At 65.8% G+C, this 16,500-nt stretch carries 14 protein-coding genes and 1 riboswitch; of the genes, 3 read left to right on the top strand and 11 right to left on the bottom strand.

Features of this window, described 5'->3' with window-relative positions:
- Positions 1-85 precede the first annotated feature (85 nt).
- The 4 genes from RCF13_RS09110 to RCF13_RS09095 form a co-directional block, all read right to left on the bottom strand.
- Positions 86-1,021, bottom strand: a complete 936-nt coding sequence (locus tag RCF13_RS09110) for a FecR domain-containing protein (protein ID WP_134968690.1) — start codon at positions 1,019-1,021, stop codon at positions 86-88.
- Positions 1,022-1,125: 104 nt separating this feature from the next.
- A complete protein-coding gene (locus RCF13_RS09105; protein WP_134968687.1) occupies positions 1,126-1,626 on the bottom strand; it encodes an RNA polymerase sigma factor in 501 nt (166 codons plus the stop codon).
- A gap of 84 nt (positions 1,627-1,710) precedes the next feature.
- Positions 1,711-2,202 (bottom strand): hypothetical protein, encoded by a 492-nt coding sequence (locus RCF13_RS09100; protein WP_235643215.1) that lies wholly within the window; start codon positions 2,200-2,202, stop codon positions 1,711-1,713.
- Complete coding sequence (locus RCF13_RS09095; protein ID WP_134968688.1) at positions 2,202-2,693, bottom strand: hypothetical protein; 492 nt, start codon at positions 2,691-2,693, stop codon at positions 2,202-2,204. The genes RCF13_RS09100 and RCF13_RS09095 overlap by 1 nt, the downstream gene beginning before the upstream one ends.
- Before the next feature lie 184 nt (positions 2,694-2,877).
- Between RCF13_RS09095 and ppa the strand changes: the two genes are divergently transcribed.
- The gene (gene ppa, locus RCF13_RS09090) at positions 2,878-3,414 is read left to right on the top strand and encodes an inorganic diphosphatase (RefSeq protein WP_005410935.1); all 537 of its coding nucleotides are present in this window, start codon (positions 2,878-2,880) and stop codon (positions 3,412-3,414) included.
- Between the two features lie 152 nt (positions 3,415-3,566).
- Positions 3,567-4,688, top strand: coding sequence for an HDOD domain-containing protein (locus tag RCF13_RS09085; protein ID WP_049413685.1), 1,122 nt, complete (start codon positions 3,567-3,569; stop codon positions 4,686-4,688).
- A gap of 59 nt (positions 4,689-4,747) precedes the next feature.
- On the opposite strand, the gene RCF13_RS09080 is transcribed toward RCF13_RS09085, so the two are convergent.
- From RCF13_RS09080 to thiC, 6 genes are all read right to left on the bottom strand, one after another.
- Positions 4,748-4,957 carry a hypothetical protein gene (locus RCF13_RS09080; RefSeq protein WP_061479547.1) on the bottom strand — a complete coding sequence of 70 codons (210 nt, stop codon included), beginning with the start codon at positions 4,955-4,957 and terminating at the stop codon, positions 4,748-4,750.
- A gap of 169 nt (positions 4,958-5,126) precedes the next feature.
- Positions 5,127-7,973, bottom strand: a complete 2,847-nt coding sequence (locus tag RCF13_RS09075) for a TonB-dependent receptor (RefSeq protein WP_061479548.1) — start codon at positions 7,971-7,973, stop codon at positions 5,127-5,129.
- Positions 7,974-8,022: 49 nt separating this feature from the next.
- A complete protein-coding gene (locus RCF13_RS09070) occupies positions 8,023-8,922 on the bottom strand; it encodes a helix-turn-helix transcriptional regulator (RefSeq protein ID WP_154351385.1) in 900 nt (299 codons plus the stop codon).
- Between the two features lie 115 nt (positions 8,923-9,037).
- Positions 9,038-11,356, bottom strand: coding sequence for a winged helix-turn-helix domain-containing protein (locus tag RCF13_RS09065; protein WP_231352283.1), 2,319 nt, complete (start codon positions 11,354-11,356; stop codon positions 9,038-9,040).
- A gap of 258 nt (positions 11,357-11,614) precedes the next feature.
- Complete coding sequence (locus tag RCF13_RS09060) at positions 11,615-12,286, bottom strand: ion channel (protein ID WP_134969216.1); 672 nt, start codon at positions 12,284-12,286, stop codon at positions 11,615-11,617.
- 136 nt (positions 12,287-12,422) lie between these two features.
- A complete protein-coding gene (thiC, locus tag RCF13_RS09055) occupies positions 12,423-14,267 on the bottom strand; it encodes a phosphomethylpyrimidine synthase ThiC (RefSeq protein WP_134969215.1) in 1,845 nt (614 codons plus the stop codon).
- A gap of 82 nt (positions 14,268-14,349) precedes the next feature.
- A riboswitch (TPP riboswitch) is annotated at positions 14,350-14,451 on the bottom strand.
- A gap of 224 nt (positions 14,452-14,675) precedes the next feature.
- On the opposite strand from thiC, the gene RCF13_RS09050 reads away from it, so the two are divergent.
- The gene (locus RCF13_RS09050; protein WP_134969214.1) at positions 14,676-16,253 is read left to right on the top strand and encodes a BCCT family transporter; all 1,578 of its coding nucleotides are present in this window, start codon (positions 14,676-14,678) and stop codon (positions 16,251-16,253) included.
- 164 nt (positions 16,254-16,417) lie between these two features.
- Here the strand turns inward: RCF13_RS09050 and RCF13_RS09045 are convergent.
- On the bottom strand, positions 16,418-16,500 hold an 83-nt coding region (locus RCF13_RS09045; RefSeq protein ID WP_308140961.1), incomplete at its 5' end, for an IS3 family transposase.

Genomic DNA, 16,500 nt, shown 5'->3' with positions numbered 1-16,500 from the left:
GTGGTTGCCGACCGTTGGTCGGCCGGTGGCGGTGGGTGCCGACCGTTGGTCGGCACAGAGACGCTCATCCACGCGTGGCGTGGAGCTACTGCACGATGGCGACGCCGAATGGAAGACGAGTAACCTGAAGACCTGCCGTTGCCGCCAGTGCATCCAATGCCTGCTCCGGGCGGTCGATGCGCAACGCAGCACTCACTGCAGGCAGACGTGACAGATCACCGCGCACGAAGGTCGGTCCCGCGCGATAGCGCCCCACCCACTGCACCGCATCGGCGACGCTGGCCTGCTCCAGCAGCAGCTCGCCCTGGCGCCAGGCGCCGACGCTGTCGGCAGTCACGTCAGCCCGTCGCATGACCCCGCCACGTTCAGTGTAGACGGCACGCTGCCCCTGCTGCAGGTAGGTCCAGCAACCGTCGGCCGGGCTGGCCACGCGCACCCTGCCCTGCCCAACCTGGGTTTCCACCCCCTCGTCTCCACGCGCCACGGTGAACGCGGTCGAGATGTCCTCGACCAGGCCATTGCCTGCGCGCACGCTGAAACGCCGCTGTGCATCCGGGCTGACCTCGAACCAGGCGCGCCCGCGCAGCAGCTCGACCTCGCGGGCGTTCGCATCGAAGCGCACGGCAATCGCACTGTCCGCATCCAGCACCGCCCGACTGCCATCGGGCAGCCGCACGTGCTGCACCTGATGCGTGCTGCGATGATCGGACTGCAGGCGCAGCCACGCCTCCGGCCATGCCACCAGCATCGCCAGCATTGCCGCCACAGCCATCGCCCAGCGCAGTCGATGCGGCCGACGCCGTCCGCTGGCCCCGGCGGCCTGTGGGCGCGGCCCGACACTGCGCCACAACGCGCGCTCGTGTTCGAAGGCCCTGCGGTGCCCCGGCTGTTGCAACCAGTGCTCGAACGCCTGCATGCGTGCATCGCTGATGTCACCCGAGGCCAGCCACGCGATCCAGTCCCGGGCCTGTTCGGCCAGGGCATCGTCATTGGCGGCGGGCTGCATGTTCGGCGGGCTCATCGGCTGGCGGACAGGCGCATTCAAGCGCAGGCGGGGGAACTGGACCGCATCCACGGTCCAGTGATCAAGACGTCTGCGCGAAGGCCAGCCCCAAGCCGGCGCGCTCATCGACCGCTGCGCGCCCAGGCCAGGCGCTGCAGCGCGGAGCGCACATGATTCTCGACGGTGGTCACCGAGACCCCCAGGCGGCGTGCGATCTCGGCCTGGGTGAGGCCCTGCAGGCGGTTGAGCCGGAAGATGGTGCGGGTCGGCTCCGGCAGGTGACCCGCCGCATCGAGCACCCGCTGCAGCTCATCCTGTGCCATGGCCTGCTCCTCGGTGGAGATCACCTCGTCGGCCCCCCACAGGTAGTGGTCGGCCAGCAGCCGGTTGCGGCGGCTCGATTCGCGGCCGTGGTCAGTGGCAAGGTTGGCGGCCAGCCGATACAGATAGGCCCGCGGGTTGCCGATCGCCTGGCTGTCATCGACCCCACGGGCCTTGAACCACACCGCCTGGATCACGTCCTCGGCGCCGCTGTCACCCCCGAGGATGCGCTGCACCCGGCGCAGCAGCGCTGGCCGCTCGCGGATCAGCAGCTCAGTGAGGGAGGCAGCATTGGAGGACATGCGCGGAGCCGGGACGACAGACGGGAGGCACCGCGCATGCTACTCCGGTAATGCGAATAAGTCACATTCGTATCGTTGCCGGGGCTACAGGCAATCAACCAGTGCGTCGTACGTATTGGCAGTCGTGCCGGGCAGCGGCGCGTGCAACGCATCGAACCCCTCCCCCGTTTCCCACACCTGCAACAGGGTTTCCAGGCGTGTTCCGGTTGCCAGCGGCAGCACGCAGGCATAGCGTCCGCGGTTGACCGTGATCAGGCCGCTGGACTTTACCCTGGTGTTGCTACCGGCGAAGGTCCATACACACTGGACAACCACCCCCGCGGCCTGGTCCACGGAACAGCGCAGGCGCATGGCCCACAGATTGATGTACTCGCCCTCGCAGAAGGTATCGCCACATACCTCATCGAAGCCACGCACCAGTTGCCGCTCGGCAGCAAGGAAACGCTCGTGGCCGCCCCCCGGGCCGGCGTAATCCCGCGCATCGACGAACGCAGGCGCAGCCTGCGCGACACCGGCGCACGGCAGGCTGACAGACAGCACGCCACACAACAGCCAGCATCTACGGAAGCTCCCCATCAGCCCACCCTCCCCTGCGTGCGCAGGCATTCAGGCAAGCCATCGAAGATGCCGTGGTCAAGCCCAGGCAAAGGCGCGGTCAGGCCGCCCGGCGCTTCCAGGGAGGCGTAGAACGCGTCGACGGGCACCCCGGGCTGCATTTCGACCGGACAGACCCAGCTCCCGTTGTCGATCCGCACGTGTCCCGTGTCGGGCTCAACCTCCAGCTCGCTGGCGGCCACCACCCAGACACAGCGCTGCACGGTGCCGCGGTGGGCGAGCACGGCGCAGCGGAACTCCATCACCCGGTAGTTGCTGTAATCACCTTCACACAAGGTGTCGGCACACCATGCGGCGAATTCGCCGGCGACCGCGTCCTCCAGCGCAAAGGCACGGTCCCATCCGGCCTCGTCGGAGGGATAGTCAATCAGGTTGACATGCAACCCGCGCGCGAACGCGGGCAGCGGCGCCAGCAGCAGCAAGGCACAACAGCCCAAGCGGTTCCAGTTCATGGCAAGTCTCCTTGGCAAGGACGTCCAGCCTGCCGCGGGGACCGGGTCGAACCCATCGGGAAACCCCGCCCCACCCGCTCCGCCAGGGGCGGGCGCGCAGGTCGGCCCAGCCCTACCCTGCACAGCGCCCGGCAAAGGCATAAAATGGTGAGCTATCCGTCTATATCCCCACCTGGAGCACACCATGGGCCTGGAACTCGTCTCGCCCGGCAAGAACCCGCCGGAAGAAATCAACGTCATCATCGAGATCCCGAAGGACTCGGAGCCGGTGAAGTACGAAGTGGACAAGGAAACCGGCGCGATCTTCGTCGACCGCATCCTGTCCACCCCGATGCGCTATCCGTGCAACTACGGCTACGTGCCGAGCACCCTGTGTGGCGACGGCGATCCGGCCGACGTGCTGGTGGTGCTGCCGCTGCCGCTGGTGCCGGGCTCGGTCGTGCGCTGCCGTCCGGTCGGTGTGCTGAAGATGAGCGATGAGGCAGGCAGCGACGAGAAGATCCTCGCCGTGCCGGTCTCGAAGATCTTCAGCGGCTACGCCCACGTCGAAGACATCGCCCAGGTCTCGAGCCACTGGCTGGAGCGCATTGGCCACTTCTTCGAGCATTACAAGGATCTGGAGAAGGGCAAGTGGGTCAAGCTGGACGGTTGGGGTGGCGCCGCTGAGGCCAAGCAGATCCTGATCGAGGCGCACCAGCGCCATCTCGACAGCAAGGCCTGAGCCTGAACCGGATCGCTCCGGCGATACCCCGCCGGAGCGATGCGGGTCACGTTTCATGATGACGGCACATCACTCTTGCTGCCGTATTAGGTAAATTGCGTCACTTCACACGTCATCGACATCCATCGTCGAGACAGCCAGGGGAATGTGTCGTGCGTATTCTGCTTGTTGGGGATGCAGCCAGCCTGCCGGCTGAGCTGACCGAATTCATTGCCGATCTTGGGGAAGACTGGCAGCCGCTGACCGCCGCCGATGGCCAGACCGCGATGACCGCGGTGGCCACGCAGGGCGTGGACGCGGTGATCGTCTGCCCGCAGTTGCCCGATCTCAATGCCACCACGCTGCTGGGCCAGATCCGGACACTGCGCCCGGAAACCATCCGCATCGCGCTGGTCGATGCACACCATGGCAACCGCCCGCCGCCGGCGCGCCTGATCGGTGTCGCCCACCGCTTCCTGCCGCTGCCGCTGGCGCCGGAAGTGCTGCTGGAGGCATTGACCAGCCTGGAAGAACTGCGCGAAGTGCTGGACAGCCCGCGCCTGCGCGATGCCATCGGCCGTATCGAGAAACTGCCATCGCCACCGCACCTGTACCTGAGCCTGACCCAGGCCCTGGAACATGACGACGATACCGACAGTGCCGATGTGGCCAAGCTGGTCGCCGCCGATCCGGCCATCGCGGCCAAGGTGCTGCAACTGTCGAACTCGGCGTTCTTCAGCCAGGGCCGCACCATTGCCGACCTGCGCACCGCGGTCACCCGGCTGGGCCTGGCCACGCTGCGTGACCTGGTGCTGGCCAGCGAAGTGTTCTCCGCGCCGACGCTGTCGGCTGCCGAGCGCAACTCACTGCAGCAGCGCGCACTGCTCGCCTCCCGGCTGGCCGCACGCCTGCTGCCCGAGTCCAGCGCCGAACTGGGGGCGACTGCCGCACTGCTGGCCGACATCGGCCTGCTGCTGCCCGGCGTGCGCAACGAGCGCAGCGAGCCCGCGCTGGCCGGCGATACCCGCCCAGGCCATGCCGAGGCCGGCGCCTACCTGCTGGGCCTGTGGGGCCTGCCGATGCCGATCATCGAAGCGGTGGCATTCCACCTGCAGCCGCAGCGCGCCAACACCCGCAGCTTCTGGGTGACCGGCGCGGTGCACGTGGCCCTGGCGCTGGTCAATGGCGATCCGGTGGACGAGGACTACCTGCAGCGCGCAGGCGTGCTGAACAAACTGCCGCAATGGCGCGAGCACGCCAATGCACTGATGGGACTGGTGCCCAGCGACGCCTGAGCGTGCTGGATGATGTCCTGACGACAGAGGGCGCACCCACACGGTGCGCCCTTTCCATGTCAGCGGGTACCGCAGGCATCCTGCACGCAACGCCGATACTGCGACTCGCAGATGACCGGTGACTTGCCACTGGCCAGGCACTGCTGGCGGAACTCTTCGCAATAAAGCCCGCCACCACAGACCCCGAGGCCCTGTGCGAACACCGCGCCCACCAGCGTCGCATAGATCAGTACAGCGGCTGATGCCTGGCGCAGCAACGTGTTCTTCATATCCCTCTCCACATGCAAGCGTCCGGTATTGGACCTCCTGACTGTGTCGATTGCGACACGACAGGACCGTGACTGCGCTCACCTTCCAACAGTTTCCGGAATTCCCCTACAAAAAAGAGGGCGGACCTTGCGGCCCGCCCTCCCCGTGTTGCTACCGCACTTCGATGGATCAGAAGCGCTGGGTGTACTTCATGTACAGGAAGCGACCCACATCGAAGCCGCCGTAGTAGGCGAACGCCGAGTTCGGAGCCGAGTACTGCAGCGGACCCTTGTGGTCGAACACGTTGTTCGCACCCAGGGCGATCGTCGCATCCCACGGCGCCTTCCAGCTGACCTGCAGGTCGTGGAAGGTGTTGGAGCCGGTGTGACGCAGCGGATCGGTTTCGCCATTGGCCATGTGGTTCGGCGCATCGCACCAGCCATCAGCCAGCGAGATGCAGCTTTCCTTCATACCGGAGTAGTAGCGCGCGGTGTAGTTCACACCGAAATCGCCGTACTGCCAGTTGACGCCCAGGTTCGAACGCACGCGGAACAGGCCCGGCTCGCCGACGCGGCCGATCATGATGTTGTCACCCGCGCTGTTCTGGCCCTGCTCGTCGTACTTGGCGGTGTAGCTGGTGGTCCAGTCGATGCTGAACTGACCGATGGCCAGTTCCGGCAGGCGGTACTTGATGCCCAGGTCGTAACCTTCGGTTTCCATCTTGCCGAGGTTGGCGGTGCCGTAGGTGATCGCACTGACGTGGCCGTCAGCCGCACGGGTCACGCTCGAGCAACGCTCGGAGTTGCCCAGCACGTAGCAGTCACGCAGGATGCGGTCGACGCTGTCAGCGATGATCATGTCGCTGATTTCGTACTTGTACCAATCCAGCGAGACGTCCAGGCCCTGCACCCAGCGCGGGCTCCACACCAGGCCGAAAGTGGTGCTCTTGGAGGTTTCCGGCTTCAGGTTCGGGTTGGCACCCGAGACGAACTGGTCACCCGACTGGCACGGCAGGGTCGAGCACGGCAGGTTGCCCTGGCCCAGCTGCACATAGTTGGCCGGAGCGCCAGCGGCGGTGCACGCGGCATTGCCGGCAACGCTGCCCGGGGCGTTCACGCCGCACGGATCGATGTAGGACTCGAAGCTCGAGCTCAGGCCACCGTACAGGTCGCTGATGGTCGGAGCGCGGAAGCCCTCGGCGTAGGTGCCGCGGACCAGCAGTTCATCCAGCGGACGCCAGGTCAGACCGAACTTGCTGTTGGTGGTGCCACCGAAGTTGCTGTAGTCCGAGTAACGGCTGGCAACGTTCAGGGTCAGTTCCTTGGCGAAGGCCATGTCGGCCAGCAGCGGCACGTTCAGTTCGAGGTAGACCTCGTTCAGATCGTACTGGCCGCGGGTCGGCTTCTGGCCCAGGCCGGTGGACTGGCCCGACTGCGCGAAGGCGTCCGGCACGTAATTGCCTTCTTCCTTGCGGTGCTCGACACCCAGCGCGAAGCCCAGGTCGCCGGCCGGCAGGGTCACGATGGAACCGGACAGGTTGGCGGTGAAGCTGGTGGTCTTGGTGACGCCGCGGGTGGTGAAGGTCGGGAACAGGAAGTCCTGCAGCTCCTGGTTCGCCAGCGAACCCTGGCCATCAACACCGTACGGCAGCAGCGGGTTCCACGGGCGGCAGTCGCCCAGGATCGGCTTGGCCGAGGTGCCGCAGCGTGCAACGCCGCCGGCATCGATGAACGACGGGCCCAGGGCCTGGCCTGCAGCGATCAGGCTCATGTCGCCGCGGTTGCTCTTGATCGACTCGTTGCGGTTCCACAGCGCGCCGACGTCCCAGTCGAAGGTCTTGCCGCCCAGCTCGAAGAAGCCGGTCAGGGTCGGAGCGAAGCGCAGGGTCTTCAGCTGGCTGTCAGTGGTACGCGGCACTTCCCACAGGCGGCGACGGAAGCTGACGTCCTGGCCGACCGGGTTGAAGGCGCTCGAACCCTCCAGCGGGGTGCCGAAGGAGTTGGACTGGAACGGGTAGCCGGCGATCTGCTGGAACGTCTGGCGCTCGTTGTAGAGCACGTCGGTGTTCAGGCTGATCGAATCGGTGAAGTCGTACGTGCCGTTGATGTAGACCGACTTGCGCTTCACACCGGTCAGCAGGGTCATCTGCTCGTTGGAGTTGGCGAATTCGTCCGGCGTAATGACATGGTAGTCATTCGGGTTCTTCGGGTTGCCGCCGGCGTTCAGGGTCTTCCAGACAGCCTGCTTGGAGTCGCCGCAGTTGACCTGGGTCGGGTTGCACCAGCTGCCGTTCTGGCTGATCGGGCTCCAGGTGGCCGAGGTCGAGTTCGGACCCAACGAGCCGTCGCGGCTGTACCAGCGGTCCTTGGCCCACACCGGATCCTGCTTCGAGTACTCGGCCGACAGGGTCAGGCTGCCGCGTTCGCCGCGGGCACCGAGGGTCATCGAATAGGTTTCGGTGTCGCCGTCGCCCTTGCCGTACTGGCCGACGTAGACGTTGGCTTCGCCGCCGTCGAAGTTCTTGCGGGTGATCACGTTGACCACGCCGGCGATGGCGTCAGAGCCGTAGATCGACGAGGCGCCGTCCTTCAGGATTTCGATGCGCTCAACGGCCGACATCGGGATCTGGCTCAGATCCTGGTAGCCCGCAGTGGTTGCGCCCAGACGCTTGCCGTTCATCAGCACCAGGGTGCGCTGGGCGCCCAGGTTGCGGATGTCGACGTAGTAGCCGCCCACGTTCTCGCCCGAAGCCAGCGACTCCGAACGCGAGATGGCCGGGGAGCCGGCCGAGGTCAGGTTGTTCAGCACGTCGGCGACGCTCGAGAAGCCCTGCTTTTCCAGGGATTCGCGGGTCATCGTCAGGATCGGCTGCTGGGTTTCCACCGAGGCGCCGCGGATGCGCGAGCCGGTGACCGAAATGCGGTCCAGATCGGTGGTGCCCTTTGCTTCCTGGGCGGAAGCAAAGGCCGGCGCCAGCGCCAGCGCAATGCCGGCCGGCAGCAAGCCGAACCGCACTGCGGGATTACGAACGTTCATCAATCTCTCCAAGGTACGTGTTAGCAGCGTGTTAAAACACCCCAGCACGTTACGATTGCGTTGCAGCGCTGTATTTGCGCGAACCAACCGGAGACTTTGCGGATTGTGGCGGGAGCAAGCCGCCGTTCTCCCTGAAGCGCGATGCGGACTGGCCGTAGCGGGCGCGGAACGCACGCGCGAAGCTGCAGCAGTTGTCGAAACCGCTGGCGGCAGCGACCTCGCCCACCATCATGTCGGTGTCGCGCAGCAGGTCAGCGGCGCGTTCGAGGCGCAGTCGTGCCGAAAGCGACTGCGGGCTTTCCTCGTACAGGCTCTGGAAGGTCTTGGACAGGTACCAGCTGGAGAAGTTGGTCAGCTCGGCCAGTTCGCCGATGCGCACCACCCGGTGGCTGTTGCCTTCCAGATAGAGGCGCGCGCGCTGCATGCGGCCGAACACCTGGCGCTTGCGGCTGCGCGAGCGGCCCGGGCAGCGCTGCACGTTGTCGGCCAGGCCACGCTGCAGGCCCGCGAGGTGCAGCAGCAGCGGGCGCAGGGCCTGCGCCGGCTGGCCGCTGGCCAGCGCATCGCGCCACAGGCGCAGCGCCACGCGGGCATCAGTACGGTTCATCCGGCCACGACCTGCATACAGGCCGCAGTCGGCCATCTCGGTCAGCACGCGAAGCGCTTCGATGTTCAGGTTCAGGCCGACGCACAACCCGTTGCGACCGGCCTGCACCAGCGGCCGCGATTCCTTCTCGAAGGCGATCCACTCGCCCTGGCGCAGGCGGAAGCGCCCTTCCTTGGCCTCGACCCACGAGCTGCCACGCACCTGCATCCAGACAGTGAAGCTGGAGCCGGCGGTCTGCAGGCTGCCCAGCCGGGCCACGCCCAGGCAGGTCGGTGCGACTTCGTCGAGCGACCGGTCCAGGGAAACAGTTTGGCCGCGATCGGCCAGCGAGAGTTGACGCATGGGGGCACCACGGATTTGCCTAGTACAGGACTCCGTTTTGCCAAATCAGGCGGCACCGCGTCAGGAAGGTCCGACGAGATCGCCACGAATTCGCGACGAGATCCCGACGAAGAAATTACGAAGGCCCGTTTCCCTTGAACAACAACAACTTGGAGAATGCGGGAAACAGTGCAGGCGGGCGTTCGGGCAACCGCATCACGCCGATGTCAGCGCCATCGCTGACCGCCATCGCCACGAACAGGTCCTTTCCGTCGGCGCTGGCACTGAGCCCGTTGCCGGCGCTGAGCCGTTCTGCGTCCAGGCAGCGTTCCGCCTCCTCGCGGCCGGGCTGGATGCGCACGAAGGTGGTGCCACACGTTGTAGAGGTACCGAGGTAGCCGATGCCGCTGTTGCCGGTCACGGTCCAGGCCCGGTATCGCCAGCGGCTGGGCCGGTCATCGCTGATCTGCTGCACGCTGGCCGGGGACAACGCGGCATCCGCCGACCACAGGCCACCGGCGGCCAAGCGGGTGAACAACACGCGGCCACTGCTCCGGTCAAAGCGCGCCTGCGACACCCCATCGATGCTGGCCAAGCGGCGCCAGGGCTGGACGCTGCGATCGAACAGGCTCAACCGCGTGCGCTGGTCGGCATCGCGCTCGACCACAAACAGCTGCTGCGGCGAGGCGCCATACAGTGCCTGCAACGGCTGTTCGGCCGGAACCGGCAAGGGTTGCAGGCGTTCATCGCGTGGCGCGATTTCATAGAGCACCGTGCGCCCATGCGCATCGCGGCCAACCACCAGCAACTGCCGGCTGTCGGCCGACCAGTCCGGTGCCTGCCGCGCTTCGGGCCGCAGGCCTTCGATGGGACGCAGCGAATCGGGCCGCTGCATGTCCGCCCACCACAGCGCGAAGCTGCCGGAGCGATCGGAGGTAAAGACCAGCTGGCGCCCATCGGGCGCTGCCATCGGCTGCCCATCGCGGCCGCTGGAGGCAAACAGGCGCTCGGGCGCGCCGCTGCCCTGCATGGGCACCTTGAACACGCCGAACTGTGCGCGCCGGTGAACGAAGGCCAGCATGCCACCGCGTCGTGACACGGCCGGCCATTGCGCATCATCCAGGCCGGCATCGCGCAGCGTGTGCCGCTCGACATCCAGGTAATAGAGCCGCGCCTCGCTATCGACACGACGACCGAAGACGATGGTGCGGCCATCGTCCAGCCAGGCCCAGCCGCGCAGCTCTGCCGCTTCATCGGTCAACTGCTCGGGCGTACCGCCCGCGGCCGGCACCCGCCACAGATCACCCAGCTGCGGGTTGCGCACGAACACCAGCCATTGCCCATCGGGCGAATACCGCGGTGCGTAGTCGAAGTCATCCTCATCGACGCTGTAGGCCAGCGCGCGCCACTGGCCACTGGCCAGGTCCAGCACACGGATGCCACGGTGCGCGTAGCGACCGACCATGCTGCCGAACACCAGGCCACGCCCATCTGGCGTCCAGTCGAAACTGAGCAGCTCCGTGCCATCGCAGCGTGTGGCCTGGCGCAGTGCGCCACCGGTGGCGCTGGCGATCAGTACCTGGCACCCGCCGTCGGCGGAGAACCGCGCGAAGGCGATTTCGCGGCCATCCGGCGACCAGTTCGGGAAGCGATCGACGGCACCGGCTGGTGGCGCCAGCAACTGGCGCGCCGGCGCGTTGCCGGAGGTCTGCAGCTTGATCGCGCCACCGCCGTTGCCATCCTCGTTGGCGCCCTCATAGGCCACCAGAGAACCGTCCGGTGACAGCGTGGGATAGGTTTCAAAGCCGCTGGTCGCGGTGATCAACCGATACGGCCGCTGCGGGCTGCCGATCACCCGCGTACCGTTCTCGACGGCAGCCTCCACCGGCGAACTGCCGGCCGGTGCACGGCGCAGCAGCAGCGTGGTCAACACCAGCAGCGTGGCCAGCATCAACACGCCCAACGCCAGCAGCACGCGCCGACGGATATGGCGCCAGCGGCGGCGCGCTGCCTGTGGATGCGCAGGCAACGCAGCAGTGGTCACCGGCTGCGCGGCCATGCCTTCGTCGTCAGGGACGCCTGCGGCCACGGGCTCGGCATCGTCCAGCACCTGTACCGGGACCAGAAGCCGATAGCCGGTCTTGGCGATGGTTTCGATGTAGGCCTGGCCGTTGTCGTCGTCGTTGCTGAACGCCTTGCGCAGCTGGGTGACGGCCTGGGTCAGCACATCGTTGGTCGGCAGCGTGTCCGGCCATACCTCGGCGAACAACTCGTCGCGGGTGACAACACGGCCCGGCTGCCGCAGCAGCACGCGCAGCACGCCCAGGGCCTTCGGCGTCAGCCGGCGCGGGCGACGCGCGCCGACGACCTCGACTTCGCGCGAGGACAGAGTGACGGTGCACTCTCCTATCCGTATCCGATCGGATACCGGGGGCTGGATTTCGCTGCTGTTCATTTTCTGCTACACAGTAGAGACAGGTCCCGGGCAGTGTTGCCTTCGATACCGCCCCGTCCTGGGAACAGCGAAAAGCCAGACTCCGCACAAAGCATCGGCGCATACCGCAAAAACAATCGAGCGCGCGAATACTAGCCTATGCAAGTTACCTCGCCTATCGCGTGGTCGACATCAGGCTCTCTCTCGCCGACGCATTCACATAATTTGCGACATCATTCGCGCCCTTTCGGGCGCGAAATTTTTATCTGGCGTTCATTTTCACATGCGCCGCAACATGGTCAATCCGACCAGCCGCGAAACCACCAAAGCCACGTACATCACGCCGGAAAACTGCTCCAGCATGACCAGTGCGCGTGCCTGTGGACGCAACGGCACGACGTCACTCAAGCCGACTCCAGACAGCAAGCTGAAGCTGAGATAAAGCAGCTCCATCCAACTGCGCTGCGCGCCTCCGCCGGTGCCCTGGAAGCTGCCCGGGTACCACTGCTGGCATACCGCGAATGCGAACGCGAATGCCCATGCAAGCAAGGTGAATGTCGCGCCTGCGGCGAACAGTTCGTCGCGGGTGACCTTGTGGTCCTGGAGCATGTACGCAATCAGGGCGCCGGCCGTGTAGAAGTACAGCAGGCTCTCCAGCAACTGCGCGGTGGTCAGCAATGCGCTGCGGTCGAGCAATGCACCGGCCAGCGAGAACACCACCGACGGGATGGCCAGCACCAGTGCCAGCCAGGTGCCCAGCGGGCTGCGCTGCACCACCCACAGCGCCAGGCCCAGTACCGCCATGCCGAACATGCCCAGCGCCGCGCGGCCGGCAGCGGTGTCATCCAGCGCGGGGTACAGCAGCACCGCGATCAACTGGGCGCCCAGCAGCCAGGCCGAAGGATGACGGCGGGCAATGGCCAGCCAACGGGTGGTCATGGCAACAGGCATGGTGTCCTTCCCCCAGGGTGATGCGCGGAGCATAGCGGGGAGCGGCGTGATGAGCGGTGGTGCCGGCCGCTGGCCAGCACGCTTCCCGGCCCCCGCACAACCGGCTGCCGGCCAGCGGCCGGCACCCGGCTACTCGTCATCCCTGCTGGTAGACCTCTGCGCCAGCCGCGCGGAACTCCTCCGACTTCTCCTTCATGCCGGCCTCGGCGTAGTCACGCACATCCTGGGTGATCTTCATCGAACAGAAGTGCGGGCCGCACATCGAGCAGAAGTGGGCCAGCTTGTGCGCATCCTTCGGCAGCGTCTCGTCATGGAACTCCTTGGCCTTCTCCGGATCCAGGCCAAGGTGGAACTGGTCTTCCCAGCGGAACTCGAAGCGCGCCTTGCTCAACGCGTTGTCGCGAACCTGCGCGCCCGGATGGCCCTTGGCCAGGTCGGCTGCATGCGCGGCAATGCGATAAGCCATGATGCCGTCGCGCACGTCCTGGCGACTGGGCAGGCCGAGATGCTCCTTCGGCGTCACGTAACAGAGCATGGCCGTGCCGAACCACCCGATCATCGCCGCGCCGATCGCGCTGGTGATGTGGTCGTAGCCCGGTGCGATATCGGTGGTCAACGGCCCCAGCGTATAGAAAGGCGCCTCGCCGCACTCACGCAGCTGCTTGTCCATGTTCTCCTTGATCAGCTGCATCGGCACGTGGCCGGGGCCCTCGATCATGGTCTGCACATCATGCTTCCAGGCAATCTTCGTCAGCTCGCCCAGTGTTTCCAGCTCACCGAACTGCGCGGCGTCGTTGGCGTCGGCGATGCAGCCCGGGCGCAGGCCGTCACCCAGCGAAAAGGTCACGTCATAGGCCTTCATGATTTCGCAGATCTCTTCGAAATGCGTGTACAGGAAATTCTCCCTGTGGTGCGCCAGGCACCACTTGGCCATGATCGAGCCCCCGCGGCTGACGATGCCGGTCACCCGCTTGGCGGTGAGTGGCACGTAGCGCAGCAGCACGCCGGCGTGGATGGTGAAGTAGTCCACGCCCTGCTCGGCCTGCTCGATCAGCGTATCGCGGAAGATCTCCCAGGTCAGTGCTTCGGCGCGGCCATCGACCTTCTCCAGCGCCTGGTAGATCGGCACGGTACCAATCGCCACCGGCGAGTTGCGGATGATCCACTCGCGGGTTTCATGGATGTGCTTGCCGGTGGAGAGGTCCATCACGGTGTCACCGCCCCAGCGGATCGCCCACACCAGTTTCTCTACCTCCTCGGCGATTCCCGAGGAAACGGCGCTGTTGCCGATGTTGGCATTGATCTTGGTCAGGAAGTTGCGGCCGATGATCATCGGCTCGCTTTCCGGATGGTTGATGTTGTTGGGCAGCACCGCGCGGCCGCGCGCGATTTCATCCCGCACGAACTCCGGCGTGATGATCTGCTGGATCGAGGCGCCGAACGCCTCGCCCGGGTGCTGCTGCAGCAGGCCCGCATCGCGGATCGCTTCCAGCCGCTGGTTCTCGCGGATGGCAACGAATTCCATTTCCGGGGTGATGATGCCGCGGCGCGCGTAGTGCATCTGGGTGACGTTCGCGCCTGCCCGTGCACGGCGCGGCAGGCTGCGTGCGGGGAAGCGCACGGCAGCGAGCTTGGGGTCGTGCTCGCGATCACGCCCGAACGACGAACTCAGGCCTTCGAGCTGCTCGGTATCGCCACGTTCCTCCACCCAGCCGCGACGCAGTGCCGGCAGACCGGCGGACAGATCGATACGCACGCCCGGATCGGTGTAGGGGCCGGACGTGTCGTAGACCGTGACCGGCGCATTCTCTTCGCCGCCGAACAGCGTCGGGGTGCGGGTCAACGCGATCTCCCGCATCGGCACCTGCAGATCCGGGCGCGAACCGGGCACGTGGATCTTGCGCGAGCCGGGAATGGGCCGGGTCACGGATTCGGAGAGTTGCTGGGCCTGTTGCTGCAGGGCGGAGAGCTGTGCGTTCATCGGGCATCGTCCAGGAAGGTCAGGGACGAAGCGGCGGCGCACTGCGACCGCGCCCGGACGCTCCTTGGGCGGAGTCCGGGAATGGCTGCATTGCAAAGCTTCCCTACGCCGGTATGAGCCGGATCAGGTTCCAAGGGACTGTCTCAACCGTGGCCACTTGGCCGCGGTACCCCCGCTTCTTGGCGTGCATTAGAGCATAGACCGCCCGCCTCCGGAGTTGCCCCCAATCGATATTCGTTAACAGAACCATGACGTCGCGTTCAGTAACGTGCACGTCCGTCGCGCTCCAGCGACCGATGCTTCCTTCGCCGCCGACGCGGCCCCTGCCCGGTTCGCGCTGCATGCCGCCGGCCCTTCGCTGCAAGCTCTGCTCGCTCCCCTCAATCCCTTGATCGGAGAAGCTCCTTCATGGTGTTTCGCGTTTCCATCGCACTGGTTCTGCTGCTGGTGCTGCTTGCCGGTGTTGCACCCGGTCCCTTCAACACCGTGGTCCAGTCGATGCTGGCCGAGGTCATCCGCAGTGTCGGCTGGCTGTACCTGCTGGTCGTGTTCCTGGCGCTGGTGTTCCTGATGTACCTGGCCTTCGGCCGCTTCGGCAACCTGCGCATCGGTGGCGAAGATGCCGAGCCGGAGTTCTCGCGTGCCAGCTGGATGTCGATGCTGTTCGCTGCCGGCATGGGCATCGGCCTGGTGTTCTGGGGCGCAGCCGAGCCCATTTCGCACTTCAGCAAGCCACCGGAGGGGCTGGCGCCCGAAAGCATGGACGCCGCGCGCGCCGCCATGCGCTATGCGTTCTTCCATTGGGGCCTGCACCCGTGGGCGATCTACGCGCTGATCGGCCTGGCGATGGCCTGGTTCCAGTTCAATCGCCAAGGCGGTGGTCAGATAAGCGACATGCTGCAGCCAATCATCGGTCGCCACCATCGCGGCTGGGCCGGAAAGGTGGTCAACATCTCTGCGGTGGTGGCCACCGCAGTCGGCGTGGCAACCGCACTCGGCTTCGGCACGGTGCAGATCGCGGCCGGCGTGCAACGCGTGTTCGGCGTGCAGGCGGGCGTACCGCTGCAGTTGACCATCATCGCAGTGGCATTCGTGCTGTACATGGCGTCCACGCTCAGTGGCGTCGGGCGTGGCATGAAGTGGCTATCCAACGTCAACCTGGCGCTGGCGGCATTGCTGCTCGCACTGGTACTGGTGCTCGGTCCGACCGGCGCCATCTTCAATACCTTCACCACCACACTGGGCTCCTATCTCAACCAACTGGTGACCATGAGCCTGCGCATGTCGCCGTTCTCGTCCAGTACCTGGGTGGCCGACTGGACGATCTTCTACTGGGCCTGGTGGATTTCCTGGGCGCCGTTCGTCGGTTCGTTCATCGCGCGCATCTCGCGCGGCCGCAGTGTTCGCGAGTTCGTGGTAGGCGTGGTGCTTGCGCCAACTCTGTTGGGCTTCTTCTGGTTCTCGGTCTTCGGGGGCACCGCAATCTGGTCGCAGATCTTCGGTCACGCAGACCTGGTGCAGGCACTGGGCAACGGCTACGAGACGGTGCTGTTCACCCTCTTCGACAGCCTTCCCCTGCCGTTGCTGCTGTCGAGCATCGCGCTGGTGCTGCTGATGATCTTCTTCGTGACGTCGGCCGATTCGGCAGTGCTGGTACTGGCCACGATGTCCACAGACGATGCGGGCGAACCACCGCGCAGGCACAAGATCGCGTGGGGCGTGGGCATCGCGCTGATCGCGGGCGCGTTGCTGCTCGCAGGTGGCCTGGAGGCACTGCAGGGCATGATCACGATTGCGGCATTGCCATTCGCACTGTTGATGGTGCTGGTGATGGTGTCGCTGTATCGGGTGCTGGATCAGGAATACACGCGCGAGCGGCGGCAGGCGCAGCGCCAGCGGCACATGATCGATGCGTGGATCGCACGCGAGATGGCGGCGCAGGAGGAGACACAGGCCGAGGCCGCACGCGCGCACGATCAGGATTGAGCGTGTTTTGCAGCCTGCGGCTGCACCGCTTTTTCAAGCAACGGCAACAGCAACATCAACTTCAAGAGCGGCTCTGGTTTCTGCGGGTTGGGTGGGGCGGTATGGGGGGCAGGACACGCCGTAAACCCATCCATGAAGTGACCCCCGAGACTTGGACGGTGGGGTCAGGCGGCTGCTTGGGCCTGTTCCCGGTACTTTACCGGGCTTAGCCCCTTCAATTTCAATCTGATTCGCTCTTGGTTGTAGT

Origin of the sequence: Stenotrophomonas maltophilia group sp. RNC7, assembly GCF_030910085.1 — a bacterium.
Lineage (GTDB): Bacteria > Pseudomonadota > Gammaproteobacteria > Xanthomonadales > Xanthomonadaceae > Stenotrophomonas > Stenotrophomonas sepilia.
The sequence above is the reverse complement of the archived record's forward strand: the minus strand, read 5'-3'. Positions and strand labels throughout refer to the sequence as shown.